General features: G+C 76.6%; 18 protein-coding genes and 1 pseudogene. 13 read left to right on the top strand and 6 right to left on the bottom strand.

Annotated features, from left to right (window positions below; genetic code table 11):
• Positions 1-70 precede the first annotated feature (70 nt).
• The 13 genes from rimM (at position 71) to LQU92_RS09990 (ending at position 11,822) form a co-directional block, all read left to right on the top strand.
• Positions 71-658: a ribosome maturation factor RimM gene (rimM, locus tag LQU92_RS10050; protein ID WP_230780442.1), complete on the top strand. Its 588-nt coding sequence runs from the start codon at positions 71-73 to the stop codon at positions 656-658.
• Positions 658-1,467 (top strand): tRNA (guanosine(37)-N1)-methyltransferase TrmD, encoded by an 810-nt coding sequence (gene trmD, locus LQU92_RS10045; protein ID WP_230780439.1) that lies wholly within the window; start codon positions 658-660, stop codon positions 1,465-1,467. Before rimM ends, trmD begins: the two co-directional genes overlap by 1 nt.
• Positions 1,468-1,655: 188 nt before the next feature.
• Positions 1,656-2,045 (top strand): 50S ribosomal protein L19, encoded by a 390-nt coding sequence (gene rplS, locus LQU92_RS10040; RefSeq protein ID WP_058859080.1) that lies wholly within the window; start codon positions 1,656-1,658, stop codon positions 2,043-2,045.
• A 16-nt stretch (positions 2,046-2,061) separates the two neighbouring features.
• Positions 2,062-2,736 carry a signal peptidase I gene (lepB, locus tag LQU92_RS10035; RefSeq protein ID WP_230780436.1) on the top strand — a complete coding sequence of 225 codons (675 nt, stop codon included), beginning with the start codon at positions 2,062-2,064 and terminating at the stop codon, positions 2,734-2,736.
• 62 nt (positions 2,737-2,798) lie between these two features.
• Complete coding sequence (lepB, locus tag LQU92_RS10030; protein WP_230780433.1) at positions 2,799-3,635, top strand: signal peptidase I; 837 nt, start codon at positions 2,799-2,801, stop codon at positions 3,633-3,635.
• Positions 3,625-4,419 (top strand): ribonuclease HII, encoded by a 795-nt coding sequence (locus LQU92_RS10025; protein ID WP_230780431.1) that lies wholly within the window; start codon positions 3,625-3,627, stop codon positions 4,417-4,419. Before lepB (LQU92_RS10030) ends, LQU92_RS10025 begins: the two co-directional genes overlap by 11 nt.
• Positions 4,416-4,769 (top strand): DUF2469 domain-containing protein, encoded by a 354-nt coding sequence (locus LQU92_RS10020; protein ID WP_058859078.1) that lies wholly within the window; start codon positions 4,416-4,418, stop codon positions 4,767-4,769. The genes LQU92_RS10025 and LQU92_RS10020 overlap by 4 nt, the downstream gene beginning before the upstream one ends.
• Positions 4,770-5,061: 292 nt before the next feature.
• Entirely contained in the window at positions 5,062-5,430 is a 369-nt protein-coding gene (locus LQU92_RS10015) for a YraN family protein (protein ID WP_101852139.1), read from the top strand.
• A 90-nt stretch (positions 5,431-5,520) separates the two neighbouring features.
• Positions 5,521-6,837: a hypothetical protein gene (locus LQU92_RS10010; RefSeq protein WP_230780429.1), complete on the top strand. Its 1,317-nt coding sequence runs from the start codon at positions 5,521-5,523 to the stop codon at positions 6,835-6,837.
• Between the two features lie 432 nt (positions 6,838-7,269).
• The gene (locus LQU92_RS10005) at positions 7,270-8,769 is read left to right on the top strand and encodes a YifB family Mg chelatase-like AAA ATPase (RefSeq protein ID WP_230780841.1); all 1,500 of its coding nucleotides are present in this window, start codon (positions 7,270-7,272) and stop codon (positions 8,767-8,769) included.
• Between the two features lie 29 nt (positions 8,770-8,798).
• Entirely contained in the window at positions 8,799-9,995 is a 1,197-nt protein-coding gene (gene dprA / locus LQU92_RS10000) for a DNA-processing protein DprA (RefSeq protein ID WP_230780427.1), read from the top strand.
• 10 nt (positions 9,996-10,005) lie between these two features.
• Positions 10,006-10,965 (top strand): tyrosine recombinase XerC, encoded by a 960-nt coding sequence (locus LQU92_RS09995; RefSeq protein ID WP_230780425.1) that lies wholly within the window; start codon positions 10,006-10,008, stop codon positions 10,963-10,965.
• 353 nt (positions 10,966-11,318) lie between these two features.
• Complete coding sequence (locus LQU92_RS09990) at positions 11,319-11,822, top strand: DUF3145 domain-containing protein (RefSeq protein ID WP_101852144.1); 504 nt, start codon at positions 11,319-11,321, stop codon at positions 11,820-11,822.
• 250 nt (positions 11,823-12,072) lie between these two features.
• Here LQU92_RS09990 and LQU92_RS09985 read toward each other — a convergent pair whose 3' ends face one another.
• From LQU92_RS09985 to LQU92_RS09960, 6 genes and pseudogenes are all read right to left on the bottom strand, one after another.
• Positions 12,073-13,332, bottom strand: coding sequence for a beta-ketoacyl synthase (locus tag LQU92_RS09985; protein ID WP_101852145.1), 1,260 nt, complete (start codon positions 13,330-13,332; stop codon positions 12,073-12,075).
• A gap of 109 nt (positions 13,333-13,441) precedes the next feature.
• The gene (locus LQU92_RS09980) at positions 13,442-13,687 is read right to left on the bottom strand and encodes an acyl carrier protein (protein WP_017833742.1); all 246 of its coding nucleotides are present in this window, start codon (positions 13,685-13,687) and stop codon (positions 13,442-13,444) included.
• A gap of 164 nt (positions 13,688-13,851) precedes the next feature.
• Positions 13,852-14,919: a beta-ketoacyl-ACP synthase III gene (locus LQU92_RS09975; RefSeq protein WP_058859072.1), complete on the bottom strand. Its 1,068-nt coding sequence runs from the start codon at positions 14,917-14,919 to the stop codon at positions 13,852-13,854.
• Between the two features lie 108 nt (positions 14,920-15,027).
• A complete protein-coding gene (locus tag LQU92_RS09970; RefSeq protein ID WP_230780422.1) occupies positions 15,028-15,942 on the bottom strand; it encodes an ACP S-malonyltransferase in 915 nt (304 codons plus the stop codon).
• Between the two features lie 78 nt (positions 15,943-16,020).
• Positions 16,021-17,307: a CdaR family transcriptional regulator gene (locus LQU92_RS09965; protein WP_230780419.1), complete on the bottom strand. Its 1,287-nt coding sequence runs from the start codon at positions 17,305-17,307 to the stop codon at positions 16,021-16,023.
• 78 nt (positions 17,308-17,385) lie between these two features.
• Positions 17,386-18,136 (bottom strand): annotated as a pseudogene (locus tag LQU92_RS09960) (pyruvate dehydrogenase (acetyl-transferring), homodimeric type); the annotation flags it as partial.

Here is an 18,136-nt window from a genome sequence, read left to right as displayed (position 1 = left end):
GGACCGTGCGCGTTCCCGGCCCCGCCCGCACCCCGGACCGACGGTCCGGGCCCGAAACCCCAGGAGCACCATGAAGGTCCAGGTCGCCCGCATCGGCAAGCCCCACGGCATCCGCGGCGAGGTCACCGTCCAGCTGTTCACCGACGCCCCGGAGGAGCGCTTCGCCCCCGGCACGCGACTGCTGGTCGAGCCCGCCCCGGCGCTGGCCCCCGGCGGGGAGGTCACGGTCCGCTCCGCCCGCTGGAACAAGGCCGTGCTCGTGGTCGGCCTCGAGGAGGTCCCCGACCGCAACGGGGCGGAGACCCTGCGCGGCTCCCGCCTGTTCGCCGAGGCGGAGGAGGAGGCCCCCGAGGACGCCGAGGAGTGGTACGAGCACGAGCTCGTGGACCTCGAGGTGCGCACCGGGGCCGAGGACGGCTCCGGGCCCCGCATCGGGGTCGTCACCGGGCTCGTCACCATGCCCGTCCAGGACCTGCTCGAGATCCGCCTCGACGAGGACGGCCGCACGGCCGTCCTGCCGTTCGTCGAGGAGATCGTCCCCGTCGTCGACCCCGCGGCGGGCCACGTGGTGGTGACCCCGCCGCCGGGGCTGCTCGAGCTCGGCCTCGAGGACGCCGGCGAGGACGGGGCCCCCGGGCCCGGGGGCCGGGACCGCTGATGCGCATCGACGTCGTCAGCATCTTCCCGGAGTACCTCGCCGCCCTCGACCTGTCGCTGATCGGCAAGGCCCGCCGGCAGGGGCTGCTCGAGCTGTCCGTGGCGGACCTGCGCGAGTACACCACCGACCGGCACCGCACCGTGGACGACACCCCCTACGGCGGCGGGGCCGGGATGGTCATGAAGCCCGAGCCCTGGGCGCAGGCCCTCGAGGACGTGCTGGCCCGCGGTCCCGCCGCTGAGGGGCAGCGGCCCGTGCTGGTCGTCCCGTCGCCGGCCGGCGAGGTCTTCACCCAGGCGGTCGCCCGCGAGCTCGCCGGCCGGGAGCACCTCGTCTTCGCCTGCGGGCGCTACGAGGGCATCGACGAGCGTGTCGTCGACTGGGCCCGGGAGCGCTTCGAGGTCCGCCCCACGAGCCTGGGCGACTACGTCCTCAACGGCGGGGAGGTCGCCGTGCTGGCCATGGTCGAGGCGATCGGGCGGCTCGTGCCGGGCGTGATCGGCAACCCCGAGTCCCTCGTGGAGGAGTCCCACGCGGACGGGCTGCTCGAGTACCCCGTCTACACCAAGCCCGCCGTGTGGCGGGACCGGCCGGTGCCCGAGGTGCTGCTCTCCGGCCACCACGGGCGGGTCGCCCGCTGGCGGCGCGACCTGCAGCTGCGGCGCACCGCGGCGCGCCGGCCCGACCTCGTCGCCGCCCTCGACCCGGCCGCCCTCGACCGCGCCGACCGCGCCGTCCTCGCGGCCGAGGGGTGGGCGGTCGCCGGCGACCGGCTCGTGCGTGCGCAGCCGTGCCCGCCTGTGGCATAATGACCAGCTGTGCGTCTGCTGGGCACGCCCCTGCCGCAGGGGGATGAGCGACCAACAGCAGGCACCCGGGACCGCCCGACGGGCTCCCGGCACCACGTCTTCCGGATCCGCACCGGGCCCGCCGGGCCCCAGCACGGGTCCGCACCGACCCACGTGAGCGACCTGCGGCGTTCACCAGGAGAAGCAGCATGAACATCCTCGACCAGCTCGACGCCAAGTCCCTGCGCGACGACGTCCCCGACTTCCGCCCGGGCGACACCCTCAACGTGCACGTGAACATCGTCGAGGGCAGCCGCTCCCGCGTGCAGGTCTTCAAGGGCTTCGTCCTCGGCCGCCAGGGCGCGGGCGTGCACGAGACCTTCACCGTCCGCAAGGTCTCCTTCGGCGTCGGCGTGGAGCGCACCTTCCCGGTGCACTCGCCGGTCATCGACAAGATCGAGGTCCTCACCCGCGGTGACGTCCGCCGCGCGAAGCTGTACTACATGCGCGACCGCCACGGCAAGGCCGCCCGCATCCGCGAGAAGCGCGAGAACACGGCTCCCGGCAAGGGCGCCAAGTCCGCCAAGCCCGGCAAGTAGGACGGCCCGCACGCCGGTGCCCACCGACATCCCGGCCGCGGCCCGCACCGGGTCCCGCGCCGTGCGGCGCGAACGCCAGCCCCGATCCCGGGGCTGGCGTTCCGTCGTCCTGGCCCTGCTGCTGACCGTCCTGCTGACCGGGGCGCTGCGCACGTGGGTGGTCGACGTCTACTGGATCGGCTCCGACTCCATGCAGCCCACGATCGAGCCCGGCGACCGGGTCCTGGTCGGCAAGCTCGTGGACGGGAACGAGCTCGAGCGCGGGGACCTCGTGGTCTTCGACGGCCGCGGCAGCTTCGATCCCCTGCACGACGACGCCCCCTGGCCGCTGCAGGCCGCCCGGACGCTCGGGCGCTGGGCCGGGCTGACCGGCTCGGGGACGGTCTACCTCAAGCGCGTGATCGGCACCCCCGGCGACGTCGTCGAGTGCTGCGGGCCCACGGGCCGGCTCGTCGTCGACGGCGAGGAGATCGAGGAGGACTACCTCCACCCCGGGGACCGGCCCAGCGAGCTCGAGTTCACCGCGGTCGTGCCCGAGGGCCGGCTGTGGGTGATGGGCGACCACCGCTCCGTGTCGGTCGATTCGCGAAGTCTGCTCGGCGCGCCCGGCGGCGGGATGGTCCGAGCGGATAAGGTCGTAGGAGTTCCCGACGCCGTCCTGTGGCCCCTCGACCGGGCCGGACGGCTCTGACCCGATCCCGCGGGATCCGCACCCGGGCGCCGGCCGGCGCCCGCCCAGGAAGGACGGCAGCAGTGGCCGACAGGACCCTCCCCACCGGCGACGGCGGCACCCCGGAGGACCCGGCCCCCGAGGAGGCCGGCGCCCCCGGTGCCCCCGCCGCGCCGGAGGAGACCGGCCGGCGCCGCCGCGGGTCCTCCCGGCCCCGCAAGGAGCGCCCCGACACGCTGTGGGGCTCGGTGCGCGAGATCGTGCTGGTGCTGCTGTGGGCGGTGCTCATCGCCTTCGTCGTCAAGACCCTGCTCGTGCGCGGCTTCTACATCCCCTCCGGGTCGATGGAGAACACCCTCCAGCTCAACGACCGCATCTTCGTCAACGTGGTCGAGCCGACCGTCGGGCCGCTCGAGCGCGGCGACATCGTCGTGTTCGAGGACGCCAAGGGGTGGCTGCCGCCCCAGGACGACGGCGACGGCGGGCTCTCCGACACCGTCTACGACGCCCTCGCCTTCGTGGGCGTGCTGCCCGACCGCACCGACCAGCACCTGATCAAGCGCGTCATCGGCGTGGGCGGGGACCGGGTGGTGTGCTGCGACGCCTCCGGCCGCGTCACCGTCAACGGCCACCCCCTCGAGGAGCGGGAGGCCTACCTGTACCCCGGGGCCGCCCCCTCCGACATCCCCTTCGAGGTCGTCGTGCCCGAGGACCACTACTTCGTGATGGGCGACCACCGCAACGCCTCCGCGGACTCCCGGGTCCACCTCGGCGACGCCGCCGAGGACAGCGCCTTCATCGCCCACGACGAGGTGGTCGGGACGGCCTTCGTGATCGCCTGGCCCCTGGACCGCTTCGAGCTCCTGCGCAACCCCGAGGACGTCTTCGACGGCGTGCCCGCCCCCTCCGGTGGCTCCTGACCCGTCGCGCCGCGGACGGCTGCCGGGCCGCGCCCCCGGGCTCGCCCTCGAGCACGAGCTCGCGCGGGACGGCACCCGCCGCGTGGGCGGGATGGACGAGGTCGGCCGCGGCGCCCTGGCCGGGCCCGTGACGGTCGGCGTCGTCGTCCTGCACCCCGGCACCCGCCGCGGCGTGCCCGGGCTGCGCGACTCCAAGCTGCTGAGCCCCGCCCGGCGGCAGGAGCTCGTGCCCCGGGTCCTGGCATGGTGCGCCGCCGCCGGGGTCGGCCACTCCTCGCCGGCCGAGATCGACGGTCTCGGCCTGACCGCGGCCCTGCGCCTGGCCGGCCACCGCGCGCTCGCCGCGGCCGCCGCCGCGGCCCCCGACGTCGTGCTGCTGGACGGGCGCCACGACTGGCTCAGCCCCCCGGGCGCACCGGCCCTGTTCGGGGACCCCGGTCCGGGTGGTCCCGGCCCCGGGGACCAGCCGGCCGCGGGGGAGCCCGGCGGGGGGCCCGCTCCGGAGCCGGCCTGGGCCGGGGAGGTCGTCCCCCGCGTGCGGGCCGACCTCGACTGCGCGTCGGTGGCGGCCGCCAGCGTCCTGGCGAAGGTCGAGCGGGACCGGATCATGAGCGAGCTCGCCGCGGACTGGCCGCAGTACGGTTGGGGGACCAACATGGGCTACGGGGCCGCCGGGCACCGCAGCGCCCTCGCCGCGCACGGGCCCAGCCCGCACCACCGGCTGAGCTGGCGGCTGGGCCCGGGGCCCGGACCCATACGCACCGACCGAGAGGGGACGGCATGAGCGCCGAGGAGCTCGAGAACTTCGAGACGGGCCTGGAGCTGCAGCTCTACCGGGAGTACCGGGACGTGGCCAAGCTCTTCCGCTTCGTGGTGGAGACCGACCGCCGGTTCTACCTCGCCAACTCCGTGCGCGTCGAGCCGGTGCACACCGGCGGGACCCTCTACTTCGACGTCGAGCTCAAGGACGCCTGGGTCTGGGACGTCTACCGCTCCGCCCGGTTCGTGAAGAACGTGCGCGTGCTCAGCGTGAAGGACGTCAACGTGGAGGAGCTCGCCCACGCCGACCCCTTCGCCGTGCCCGGGACCGGTCCCGCGGGTGGGGACGGACCGGAGAGCCCCGCCGGGCTCTGAGCCCGCCTCCCGGGAACGGCGCGGGCGCGGCCGGGGCCGCACGGGCGCCCCCCCTCGGCTTCCCTGCGGCTCCCACCCGGTGCCGTCCGCACGAGCGCTGCCCGGCCCCGCGGTGGTCTGCGGCCGCACCGCCCTGAGCCGTGCGGCTCCCGCCCGGCCGCTGCGCAGCCCGGGCGGGAGCCGCACGGCCACTGCACAGCCCCCGCGCCGGTGCGCCGGGCACGGCCGCGCCGGGCCACGCTGGGTGGGGACGGCCCCGTCCCGGCCCGCGACGACACGCAGGAGGCACCCCGTGCCCGAAGCCCTCGGCCCGCGCGGTGAGCGGCTCGCCGCGGCCCACCTCGAGGAGCACGGCTACCGGGTGCTCGCCCGCAACTGGCGGGCGGACCCCGCCCGCGACGGCGTGCGCGGGGAGGCCGACCTCGTCGCCGAGCACGAGGGCGTGCTCGTGGTCGTGGAGGTCAAGACCCGCTCGAGCCTGCGCTACGGCCATCCTTTCGAGTCCGTTACGCCGGGCAAGTCCGCCCGCCTCCACCGCCTCGCCGCGGCCTGGGCCCGACGTCACGGCCGGGACCCCCTCCTGATCAGGGTCGACGCCGTGGCCGTGCTCCTGCCCGCCCGCGGACCGGCCGGGATCGAGGTGCTGCGCCAGATCGAGTGAGACACCCCTCCTCCCGTCCGGCGTGACACGGCCCGCCGGACGTGCCACTGTGGGACCGTCGAGGACCGGGGACGACGACGGAGGTGCACCGTGGGGCGACGCCGAGCCCTGGCCGCACTGGGGGCCACCGCGGTGGCGCTCGCGCTCGCGGGGTGCAGCCTGCTGGATCCGCCCGAGCCGCGGGCGGTCGAGCGCCCGGGGACCGTCACCGCCGCCGAGTCCGGACTGCAGCAGGGGGCCTACGAGCTGGCCACGCCGGACGGCGCCGTCATCACCTTCGACCTGCCGACCGTGCCCGCACCGGACGACGAGGTCGAGCAGCTGCGCCAGGACCTGCGCGTCGAGCCCGTGACCTACGTCGAGCTGCACATCGACAACTCGCAGGGCACCCGCCCCGTGGAGATCGAGTCGCTGAAGGTCGTCAGCCACATGGGCGGGTTCTTCCCGTTCGAGCCGGCCGTCGACGTCCTCGAGGACTGGGACCCGCACCGGGCGACCGCCGCCGGGTACTGGCGCGCGGACGGCAGCGTGCCCGAACCCGCGCAGGGCGCCGCGCTCGACGCCCGCCTGCACGGGCTGGTCGCCGAGTACACCGGGGTGGTGCCCGCGGGCGCCACCGGCCGGGAGCTGCTGATCGGGGACTTCGAGTCCCTGCCGGAGTCCTTCGACGACGTCGAGCTCAAGCCCTACCCGCACGAGCGCGCCCTGGGTCCCGCCCCCGTGGGCACGACCGTCGAGCAGCGCCGCGAGCGCGCCGGCGACGACGTGCCCCCGCCCGTCGTCGAGGAGGAGGCCCCGCTCGCGGAGCCCGTCCCGGCACCCCCGGCCCGGCCGGCGCAGGAGGCGCCCGCCCAGGACGCCCCGCCGCCGCAGGAACCCGCACAGGAGGCCCCCGCGCCGGACGCCCCGGCGCCGGAGGCACCCGCCCCCGTCGTGCCCGAGCCACCCGCCGGGGAACCGGCCGGCGACCCGCTCCCGGTGCCGACCCTCCCGGCGCCGAGCCCCACCCCCACACCGTCGCCGACCCCCACTACCGTGCCTCCGGCCGGCGCCCCGGGTTCCGACGGGGGCGGGACGGCGTCCGACGACCGGACGCAGGTCGCCGAGCCCTCACCGGCGGGGTCCGCCGCCGCGGCGCCGGACGGGCTCGAGGTCGCCCAGGGTCCCACGGCCGAGCCGACGGGACGACCCTCCGGACGGGCGTGGCCGCCGCCCGAGCCGACGGCCGTCCCCGAGCCCGCTCCCTCCGTGACCGCTGCGATCCCGGAGGGGACGGCGGACCCGCCCGCGGCGACGGCGGCTCCCACGGCCGCGGCCACGCTCGTGGCGGCCGTCGCCGCGGCGGCCGACGGCGACCCCGTACAGGCCCCGGCGGCCTCGCTCCCCATCCTGCTCGGGCAGGACTGAACGGGGAGGCCCCTCCACAGGCGCCACCGGCCGCCGCCGGGCACGGGCGGCGACGGCCAGCATGGGTCCCATGCCTCGTCCCGCCGCCACCGCCCCGCTCCTCCCGTCCCGCACCGCGACCCGGGGCCGCCGCCCCGCGGGGGCGACTCCGCCCCGTCCCGCCCGCGGGCAGCCGCTGCGTCCCGGCTGCTCCGCGCACGCCCGCGGTGCCCGGCCGGCCGCCGCCGTCGAGCTCCGCCCCGGCGCCGGGCGCACCCTCGGCACCCGGTCCGCTGCCGGCTCCCGACCGTCGTGCGGCCACGACCGTCCCGGCGCCGATGATCCTGCTGCCGTCCGACGTGCCGTCGCGGGGGCCGTGCGCGCGGGGGAGACGGCCCCGTGAGGGGCTTCGCGCGCACGTGGGCGGTGGCCCTCGTGGGCCTGGAGGGCTCGATGGTCGAGGTGGAGGCCGACATCGGCCAGACCCTGCCGGCGTTCTCCATCGTGGGCCTGCCCGACGCCGCGCTCAACGAGGCGCGCGAGCGGCTGCGCGCCGCGGCCCGCAACACCGGCCTGCCCCTGAGCCCCCGCAAGCTCACCGTCAACCTCACCCCGGCCACCCTGCCCAAGCGCGGCTCCCTGTTCGACCTCGCGATCGTGGTCAGTGCCCTCCAGGCGGCAGGGAAGGTCCCGCCCACCGGCCGCACCGTCTACCTCGCCGAGCTCGGTCTGGACGGGGCGCTGCGCCCCGTGCGGGGGATCCTCCCGGCCGTGATGGCGGCGGTGCGGGCCGGGCACGAGCACGTGGTGGTCGCCGGCGCCAACGCCGCCGAGGCCCGGCTCGTGCCGGGCGCCCGTGTGGCGGGCCACGCCTGTCTCGCCGACGTCCTCGTCGCCGCCGGGGCCGACCCCGCTCCGCTGCGCCGGCCCGCGCCCGCCGGGCCGCCCCCGGGCCCGGCACCGGGGTCCGACGACGAGGACGCCGTCCGGCCCGGCCCGGACCTCGCCGAGGTGGCCGGTCAGGCCGAGGGGCGGCTCGCGCTGGAGATCGCCGCGGCCGGCGGGCACCACCTGCTGATGGTCGGCCCGCCCGGCTCCGGCAAGACGATGCTGGCCGAGCGGCTGCCGGGGCTGCTGCCCGACCTCGACGACGCCGCCGCCATGGAGGTCACCGCGGTGCACTCGCTCAACGGGGCCGCCGGCCGGTGCACGGCCCTGGTGCGGCGCCCGCCCTTCGAGGCGCCCCACCACACCGTCTCGGCCCCGGCCCTGCTGGGCGGCGGCTCCGGCATCCCCCGACCCGGGGCGGCCTCCCGGGCGCACCGCGGCGTGCTGTTCCTCGACGAGGCCCCCGAGTTCGACCGCCGGGTCGTCGACGCCCTGCGCCAGCCGCTGGAGTCCGGACGGGTGAGCATCGACCGCTCGATCGCCTCCGCGACCTACCCCGCCCGCTTCCAGCTGGTCCTCGCGGCCAATCCCTGCCCCTGCGGCCTCTCCGGGGGCCGCGGAGCCGAGTGCCGGTGCACTCCGCGCGAGCGCCGCAGCTACTTCGGCCGGCTCAGCGGCCCCCTGCTCGACCGCATCGACCTGCAGATCGCCGTGCCCCGGGTCTCCTACGGGGAGCTCGCCGCGGAGACCGGCAGGGGCGAGGCCACGGCCCCCGTGGCCCGGCGGGTCGCCGCCGCGCGCGCCGCCCAGGCCCAGCGGCTGCGCCGGCACGGGGTGCGCACCAACGCCGAGCTCGGCGGTGCCCTCCTGCAGGGCCCGCTGCGCCCCGGCCGGGCCGTCACCGCGCCGCTGGAGCGGGCCATGGACCGGGGCGAGCTCACCGCCCGCGGCCACCAGCGCGTCCTGCGCGTCGCGTGGACGCTCGCCGACCTCGAGGGGCGGGCCGCCCCCGACGCGGACGACGTCGAGACCGCCCTGTGGTTCCGCTCCCTCGTGCCCGCCTGAGACCCCGCACCCGAGGAGAGGACCCGCCCGTGCACCCCGACCCGTTGGCCCCCGAGACGGTGCGCCTGGCCCGCGCCGGGCTCTGCCGGCTGCTCGAGCCCGGCGACCTGCCCGGCACCCTGCTGCCCGCCGTCCTGGGCCCCGTCGCCGCCCTCGAGATCGCCGCGGGGCGGCGGCCCATCCGCGCGGCCGAGCACGCCGCGTACGTCCGCGCCGCCGCGGAGGCCGGCCTGCCCCCGCGCCAGGCCTCCCTGGGCCGGTCGCTCGAGCGGTGGTCCGGCCGCGCCGCGGCCCTCGAGCCCGCCGCCGACCTCGCCCGCGTGCGGGCGTGCGGGGGGTGGTTCGCCGTGCCCGAGGACCCGGACTGGCCCGCGGCGCTGACCGACCTGGGCGCCGCCGCCCCCCTGGGCCTGTGGGGGCGCGGGGACCGGGCGCTGCTGGGCTTCCCCGCGTCCCGGGCCGTGTCCGTCGTCGGGGCCCGCGACTGCTCGCACTACGGGCGCCGGGTCGCCCTCGACCTGGCGGGCGCGCTCGCCGCCCGCGGCTGGACGGTCGTCTCGGGCGGGGCCTACGGCATCGACGAGGCCGCCCACGCTGCCGCCCTCGCCACGGGCACGGCCCGGCCGCCGACCGTCTCGGTCATGGCCGGGGGCGTCGACCGGTTCTACCCGCGGGGCAACGCCCAGTTGCTCGCCCGGGTCGCGGAGTCCGGGCTGCTGCTCTCCGAGATCGCCCCGGGCGGGACCCCCGGGCGCTTCCGCTTCCTGCAGCGCAACCGCCTCATCGCCGCCCTGTCCGCGGGGACCGTCGTGGTCGAGGCGCGGTGGCGCTCCGGGGCACTGAGCACCGCCCACCACGCCGACGCCCTCAGCCGGGCGGTCGGTGCCGTGCCGGGCAGCGTCCAGGCCGGCACCTCCGCCGGCTGCCACCGCCTCGTGCGGGAGGGCGCGGCCGTGCTCGTGACGGACGTCGACGAGGTGCTCGAGCTCCTCCAGCCCCTCGGCGCCGCGCCCGCACCGGAGCCGGAGGCGCCGGCCGCCGACGTCGACGGCCTGCACGAGCCCGACCGGCGGCTGCTCGACGCCCTGCCGCTGCGCGCCCGCAGCCGGCCGGAGCGACTGGCCCGGGTCGCGGGCCTGTCCGCCCGCGAGGTCCTCGGCGGGCTGCGCCGGCTCGAGGAGCGCGGCCTGGCCGAGGGCACGGGGGAGGGGTGGCGCCGCCGCTAGACTGCCGCCCATGACCAGCGACACGCCCGCGGCACCCCCCCTGCCCCCGGCGCTCGCGCGCGCGGTGGAGCGGTGGGCCGGCCACCTCGCCCACGAGCTGGCCCGCAGCCCGCGCACGGTGCAGGCCTACACCGCCGACGTGCGGTCCCTGCTCACCTGGCTGCACGCCCACCACCGCGTCGCCTCGCCCGCCGACGTGGAGCTGGAGATGCTGCGGGCCTGGCTCGCGGCCCGCCACGCCGACGGGGCCGGGAGGTCGTCGATGGCCCGCTGGACGGCGTCCGTCCGCGGCTTCTTCGGCTGGGCCGCGGCCACCGGGATGATCGGCACGGACCCCAGCCTGCGCCTCGCCGCGCCGAAGCGGGGCCGGCACCTGCCCGACGTCGTGCCCGCCGACGCCGTGCGGACCCTGCTCGACGACCTCGCCGACCGAGCCCGCGCCGGGGGCGAGGACGCCCGCGGGGCCGCGCTGGCCGCCCGCGACCGCGCCCTGCTGGAGCTGCTCTACGCGACCGGCGCCCGGGTCGCCGAGCTGGCCGGTGCCGACGTCGACGACGTCGACCGGACGCGCCGGGTGCTCACCGTCGTGGGCAAGGGGGACAGACAGCGCAGCGTGCCCTTCGGCGTCCCCGCCGACGACGCGCTGGAGCTGTGGCTGCGGCGCCGTCCGGTGCTCGCCGGTCCGGACGGCGGGCCGGCCCTCTTCCTCGGTTCCCGCGGGGGCCGGATCGACGTGCGGGAGATCCGCCGCGTCGTCGAGCGCGAGCTGGGCACCGTCCCGGACACGGCGGCGCGCGGACCGCACGCGCTGCGCCACTCCGCCGCGACCCACCTCGTCGACGGCGGCGCCGACCTGCGCACGGTCCAGGAGCTGCTCGGCCACTCCTCGGTGGCGTCCACCCAGATCTACACGCACGTCTCCGTCGACCGCCTCGGTGCGGTCTACCGGCAGGCCCACCCGCGGGCCTGAGCGACGGGTGCCGCAGCGGACCGGGCCCCCGCGGGGCTGCCCGCGGCCGCTCCGCGCCGACGCGGGCAGGGGCACCACGGTTGACGCCCCGGTGAAACGTGCTAAAGAATGAGCTCAGGATCGTCCTCGACGACCCGGCGCACGGCCCCGACCCCGAGAACCCGGGGCCGGCGGCGGGACCGGGGGCGACCGGCGGAGCGACCGCACCCGCGCGGACCTCGAACCCCGCACGGCACCGCGGACGCGACGGACAACTGCATGGCCGGCCGCGCCGCGCGCGACCGGCCCCACGGGTCGGCGAGCCCCGTGCAGGGCGTCGGGGAAGACGTACCTACACGACGGAGGAACAGGTCATGTCGTCACCCAGCACGCGCGGTGTGCTCTACGTGCACTCCGCGCCGCGGGCCCTGTGCCCGCACATCCAGTGGGCACTGGAGTCGGTGGCGCGCCAGCGCACCGAGCTCGAGTGGACCCCGCAGAACGCCGAGCCCGGATCCGTGCGCGCGGAGCTCGAGTGGTCCGGCCCCGCCGGGACGGGCGCGCTGCTCGCCTCGGCCCTGCGCACCATGGGACGGCTGCGCTTCGAGGTGACCGAGAACCCCTCCCGTGGCCACGACGGCGCCCGGTGGTCCTTCACCCCGGACCTCGGGATCTTCCACGCCACCACGGACACCGCCGGCAACATCGTGGTCTCCGAGGACCGCATCCGCTTCGCCTACGAGACCGCCGGCGGCAACCCCCTGCTCGTGCTCAACGAGCTCTCGCTCGCGCTGGGGGAGGCCTGGGACGAGGAGCTGGAGCCCTTCCGCCACGCCGCCGAGGGCGCGCCCGTGCGCTGGCTGCACCGCGTGAGCTGACCGGCGCTCCCGGTCCCCGCCCCCGGGGCGCTCGTCGGGGCCCCGGCCGCGCTCCGGGCACCGCCGTCCCCTCGCCGGCCTCCGGGGCGACCGGGCGCCGGTGCGACGGCGACGCGGGCACCCGGCCCCCGGTGCGGTCGGCGGCGAGGACGCCGCAGCGTCGGCCCCACCGGAGCCGGGCCGGCTGCGCGACGACGGGCCGCCCTGCTCCCAGGGCGGCCCGTCGTCGTGCGGGGTGGTGCGGTCGGGCTCAGACGGTGCGGAACGCCGCCACGGCGTTGTGCCCGCCGAAGCCGAAGGAGTTGGAGACGGCCACGAAATCGCCGGCCGGCAGCTCGCGGGCCTCGGTCACGACGTCGAGGTCGATCTCCGGGTCCTGGTTCTCCAGGTTGATCGTGCACGGGGCGAGCCGGTGGTGGACCGCCAGCACGGTCAGCACCGCCTCGACCGCGCCGGAACCGCCCAGGATGTGCCCGGTCATGGACTTCGTCGCCGAGACGCACATCGAGTCCACGGCGTCGCCGAAGGCCCGCCGCAGGGCGTTGGCCTCCGGCGCGTCGCCCTTGGGGGTGGAGGTGGCGTGGGCGTTGACGTGCCGGACGTCGGTCGCGGAGAACTCCCCGGTGGTCATGGCCTCCTGCAGCGCACGGGCGGCGCCGCGGCCCTCCTCGTCGGGGGCCGTGATGTGGAAGGCGTCCGAGGTCAGCCCTGCGCCGGCGAGCTCGGCGTAGACCCGCGCGCCGCGCGCCGCCGCGAACTCCTCCGACTCCAGGACCACGGCCCCGGCGCCCTCGCCCATGACGAAGCCGTCGCGGGCGGTGTCGTAGGGCCGAGAGGCGCGCTCGGGCTCGTCGTTGCGGCGGGAGAGGGCCTGCATCGACGAGAACGCCGCGATGGTCACGGGGTGGATCGCGGACTCGGCCCCGCCGACCACCACGACGTCGGCCTTGCCGGAGCGGATGAGGTTCATCCCCTGGTAGAAGGCCTCGGTGCCGGAGGCGCACGCCGAGACGGGGGTGATGGACGCGGCACGGGCCCGCAGGTCCATGCCCACGGCCGCGGCGTTGCCGTTGGGCATGAGCATCGGCACGGTCAGGGGCATGACGCGGCGGGCGCCGCGGGACTTGAGGGTGTCGTAGGCGTCGAGCAGGGTCCACACCCCGCCGATGCCGGTGCCGAACGCGACCGCGAATCGGTCGGGGTCGACCTCGTCCGCGTCCTCGGCGTTGGGGGCGGAGAACCCCGCATCGGCCCACGCCTCGCGCGCGGCGATCACGGAGAGCTGACCCGAGGGGTCCAGGCGCTTGGCCTCCACCCGGGAGAGGACCTCGCTCGCGGGCGTCGAGACGGGCGCGGCGATGCGCACGCCGAGGTCGTAGGTGTCCACCCAGTCGTGCTCGATGGCGCGGACGCCCGAGACGCCGGTCGTGGCGGCACGCCACACCTCCGGCACGGTTCCGCCGATGGGCGTGGTGGCACCGAGGCCGGTGACGACTACTTTGCGGGTCATGAGTGCACTTCCTCGTGTCCTGGGGATGCGGCGGCGGGGGAGCCCCGGGGTGCGGGGTCGTGGGGCGGGCGGGCCGTGCGGGCCCTGCCCGCCCCGGCGACCGGGCGGCTCAGGCCTGGGCGTTGTCGATGAAGTTGACGGCGTCCTCGACGGTCTTGAGGTTTTTGACCTCCTCGTCGGGGATGGTCACGTCGAACTTCTCCTCGGCGTTGACGACGATCGTCATCATCGAGATCGAGTCGATGTCGAGGTCCTCGGTGAAGGACTTGTCGAGCTGCACGGCCTCGGTCTCCAGGCCGGTCTCCTCGTTGACGATCTCGGCCAGGCCGGTCAGGATCTCTTCTTTGCTCGCCATGGTGGCTTCCTTTCTGTTCGGCTGCGGGGCAGCCGGTCGCGGTCGCTCCCGGACGGGTGCCGGGTGCATCTGTCCCGCCCCGGCCGGGGCGGGGGACTACGGGTGTGCGGTCCAACCCTACGACGACTTCGGGGGCCGCCGCGGCGGGCGGCGCCCGTGCCGGATCAGGGCAGGACGACGACCTGCGCGCCGTAGACGAGCCCGGCGCCGAAGCCGATCTGCAGGGCCAGCTTCCCGGAGAGCTCGGGGTGCTCGGCGAGGAGCCGGTGGGCCGCCAGCGGCACGGAGGCCGCGGAGGTGTTGCCGGCCTCCGCGATGTCGCGGGCGATCACGACGGACTCCGGCAGCTTCAGGGTCTTGGCCATCTGGTCGATGATGCGCATGTTGGCCTGGTGCGGGACGAAGGCGGCGATGTCCTCGGGCTGCACGCCGGCCACGTCCATGGCCTCCTGCGCCCGCTTCGCGACCTCCCACGAGGCCCAGCGGAACACCGTCTGGCCGTCCTGGCGCAGGGTCGGCCAGAGGGTGGCGTCCTCGCGCATCCGGCCCGTGGCGGGGTCCTCGAGGTCAGCGGAGGGCGTGCGCTCACGGCCCTGCTCCACGGCGCGGATGTCCGTCAGCGGGTGGGTCATGCGGATCGCGTCCCACTTCGACCCGTCGGAACCCCACACCGAGGGGCCGATGCCCGGGGTGTCGGAGGGGCCCACCACGGCCGCGCCGGCGCCGTCGCCGAGCAGGAAGGAGATCGAGCGCTCACCGTTGTCGATGACGTCCGAGAGCTTCTCGACGCCGACGACGAGCACGTGCTCGGCCGCGCCGGAGCGCACGAGGGCGTCCGCCTGGGCGATGCCGTAGCAGTACCCGGCGCAGGCCGCCGAGATGTCGTAGGCCGGGGCGGGGGTGGCGCCGAGGCGGTGGGCCAGGGCCGCGGCCGCGGACGGGGTCAGGTAGGGGAACGAGATCGAGGAGACGATCACGGCCCCCAGCCGGCCCGGCTCGATGCCGGCGGCGGCCAGGGCCTCACGGGCGGCGTGCTCGGACATGTCCAGCACGCTCACGTCCTCCGGGGCCCGGTGGCGGGTCCGGATGCCGGTGCGCTGCTGGATCCACTCGTCGGAGGACTCGATCCACTGGCAGACGTCGTCGTTGGTGACGATCACGTCCGGACGGTAGGCGCCGAGGCCGAGGATGCGCGAGTGCGCGTTGGTCTTGTTCTGCTGCAGGGTCACCACGGGTGTCGTTGCTCCTTCGTGCGGCCGGGCGCGGCGGGCCGGCCCCACGGGGGGCGGCAGGCGTTCGGCTGGTCCGGTCCGGGGGCGGGGCCGGTGTGCTGGTGGACGTCAGGCAAGGATACTCCGTGCCTGCTCCAGCTCCTGCGGCGAGGTGACGGCCAGGGCGGGCACGCCCTTCATGCCGCGCTTGGCCAGGCCCGTGAGCGTGCCCGCCGGGGGCAGCTCGACGAGCTGGTCCACGCCGCGCTCGAGCAGGGCCGCCATGCACAGGTCCCAGCGAACGGGCCGGCAGACCTGGGCGACGAGGGAGTCGAGGTTCGCGGCGCCCGAGGCCACGGCGGCGCCGTCGGCGTTGGAGAGCAGCGGGTGCACCGGGTCGGCGGGGGAGAGCCGGTCCACCAGCGCGCGCAGCGGCTCGAGGGCGGGGGCCATGTGCTCGGTGTGGAAGGCCCCGGCGACCTTCAGCGGCACCACCCGGGCGCGGGCCGGCGGGTGCTCGGCCAGGGCGGCCAGCTGCTCGAGGGTCCCGGCGGCCACCACCTGCCCGCCGCCGTTGGCGTTGGCCGGGGTCAGCCCGGCGGCCTCGATCGCGGCGAGGACCTCGTCCTCCTTGCCGCCGAGGACCGCGCTCATGCCGGTGGGCACGGCCGCGGCGGCCTCGGCCATCGCGGTGGCCCGGGTGCGGACGAACGCCATGGCGTCGTCCTCCGTGAGCGCCCCGGCCAGCGCCGAGGCGGTGATCTCCCCGACCGAGTGACCGGCGTAGACCAGGTCCTCGCGCTCGGCGCCGAGCCGGTCCGCGAGCAGGCGCCCGGCCACGAGGCCCGCGGCGACGATCAGCGGCTGCGCCACGGCGGTGTCCTTGATCGTCTCCTCGTCGGCCTCGGTGCCGAAGTGGACGAGGTCCAGCCCGGCGGCCTCGCTCAGCCGCCCGAGGTGGGCTCGCACGCCGTCGAGCGCGAGCCAGTCGGTGAGGAATCCGGGTTTCTGGGAGCCCTGTCCAGGGCAGACGATGGCGATCACCGTCCCAGCTTGGCAAGAACGCCCTCCCGTGACGTGGCGCGGAGGCCACCAAGCCGCGGGGCGCCGTTTGTAGGGAAGCTACAAGACGGCCGCGGCGGCGGGCGCGGAGGTGTCGATCGGCCGGCACGAGTCCGCCAGCCGCCCGGCGACCAGAGCGCAGTGGAGGACGAAGGCGTCCCGGGGGACCAGCGGGTCCCACCCGGTGAGGTCGCAGATCCGGCGCAGCCGGTAGCGGACCGTGTTGGCGTGGACGAACAGCTCCCGTGCCGTCGCCTCGAGGGAGTGGCCGACCGCCACGTACGTGGACAGGGTCTCGACGAGCCCGGTCGCCGAGCGGGTCAGCGGCCGGTAGATCGATTCCACCATGGCGGTGCGGGCGGCCTCGTCCCCGGCCATGGCCCGTTCCGGCCACAGGTCCTCGGAGGGCACCGGCCGCGGGGCGGCCGGCCACGCGGGGGCCACGGACAGGGCGGCGTGGGCGAGCCGGGCGGCCGCACCGGCCTCGAAGATCGACGGGGCCTCGGGCCCGTGCACCACGGGGCCGGGGCCGAAGGCGGCGGCGAGCTTCTCGAGGGCCTGCTCGCGCTCCTCGACCCCGCCCAGGATCAGCACGAGCCGGTCGTCCTGGATGGAGACCAGCGAGTCCTTCGCCCACCGGCCCGCGAGCTTGCGCACCCGGGCGACCGTGGTGGGGCCGGTGCCCTCGGGGGCGGGGCCCGCGAGGACCGTCACGGGGCCGGTCGAGGCCCAGCCCAGGGCGGCGATGCGGGAGCGCAGGGAGTCGGAGTGCTCGCCGCGCAGGATCCCGTCGACCACGAGGGACTCCAGCCGGGCGTCCCAGGAGCCGCGGTTCTCGGCCGCCCGGGCGTAGACGTCGGCGGCCGCGAAGGCCACCTCCCGCGAGTAGCGCAGCACGGCCTCCCGCAGGGCCGTCTCGTCGTGGTGCTTGGCGAGCTCGGGCACCTTGTCCTCGACGACGTCGACGACGATGCGCAGCAGCTGCAGCGCGTGCTGGAGGGAGATGGCCCGGGTGAGCTCGGTGGGCGCCTCGCGGAACACCTGGGTGAGCACCCACAGGGGCTCCTCCGGGTCCTCGTACCAGCGGACGAAGGAGGAGATCCCGCGCTGGGCGACCAGCCCGAGCTCCGAGCGCTCGTCGGCGCGCAGCTGCCCGAACCACGGCAGGTCGGTCTCGAGGCGCCGGACGGCGGCCGTGGAGATCGCCCCGAGGTGCGCCTTGAGGTTCTCCAGGGTGCGGGGGTGGGGCGGGGCCACGGGGCGGGACCGGGAGCGGTCCGTGCCCGGGGTGCGCCGGCGGGGGGTGCGCAGCCAGCGCGTCGTGGTGTTCCCGTCCTGTCCGGCCATGCCCTCGAGCTTAGAGCACGCACGGCCGCGCCCCGGCCGCCCGCGAGGGGCTGCCGGGGCGCGGGGGACGGGCAGGCCTCAGGCGTCCCCGCCGGCGTTGCCGCTCGTGCCGGCCGTGACGTCGTTCAGCCGGTACTTCTCGATCGCCTCGCCGGGGGCGCGCCAGTCGACCTCGCCGCGCTTGGCGAGCATCTCCAGGGCGCGGACCACGATCGAGTGGGAGTCGATCTTGAAGTGCCGGCGCGCGCCGGCGCGGGTGTCCGAGAAGCCGAAGCCGTCGGCGCCCAGGGAGGCGAACTCGTTCGGGACGAACTGGCGGATCATGTCCGGCAGCTCCGAGCTGAAGTCCGAGACCGCGACGACCGGGCCCGTGGCCCCGGCCAGCTGCTGGGTCACGTACGGCGTGCGGCTGCCCTCGCCCGGGTTCAGGAACGCCTGCTGCTCGGCGGCCACGCCGTCGCGGCGCAGGTTCACCCAGGAGGTCACCGACCACACGTCGGCCGAGACGCCCCAGTCCTCGGCGAGCAGCCGCTGGGCCTCGAGCGCCCACGGCACGGCCACGCCGGAGGCCAGCAGCTGCGTGCGCGGGCCCTCCTTCTGCGCGGGGGCGAGCAGGTAGATGCCCTTGAGGATGCCCTCGACGTCGACGTCCTCCGGCTCGGCCGGCTGCTGGTAGGGCTCGTTGTAGACCGTCAGGTAGTACATGACGTCGTGGTCCTCGTCGCCCGTGCCGTACATCTGCTCGAGCCCGCGCTCCACGATGTGGGCGATCTCGTAGCCGTAGGCGGGGTCGTAGTGGACGACCGCCGGGTTGGTCGAGGCCAGGATC

Source organism: Kocuria sp. LUK (assembly GCF_021012935.1).
Lineage (GTDB): Bacteria > Actinomycetota > Actinomycetes > Actinomycetales > Micrococcaceae > Kocuria > Kocuria flava.
The sequence above is the reverse complement of the archived record's forward strand: the minus strand, read 5'-3'. Positions and strand labels throughout refer to the sequence as shown.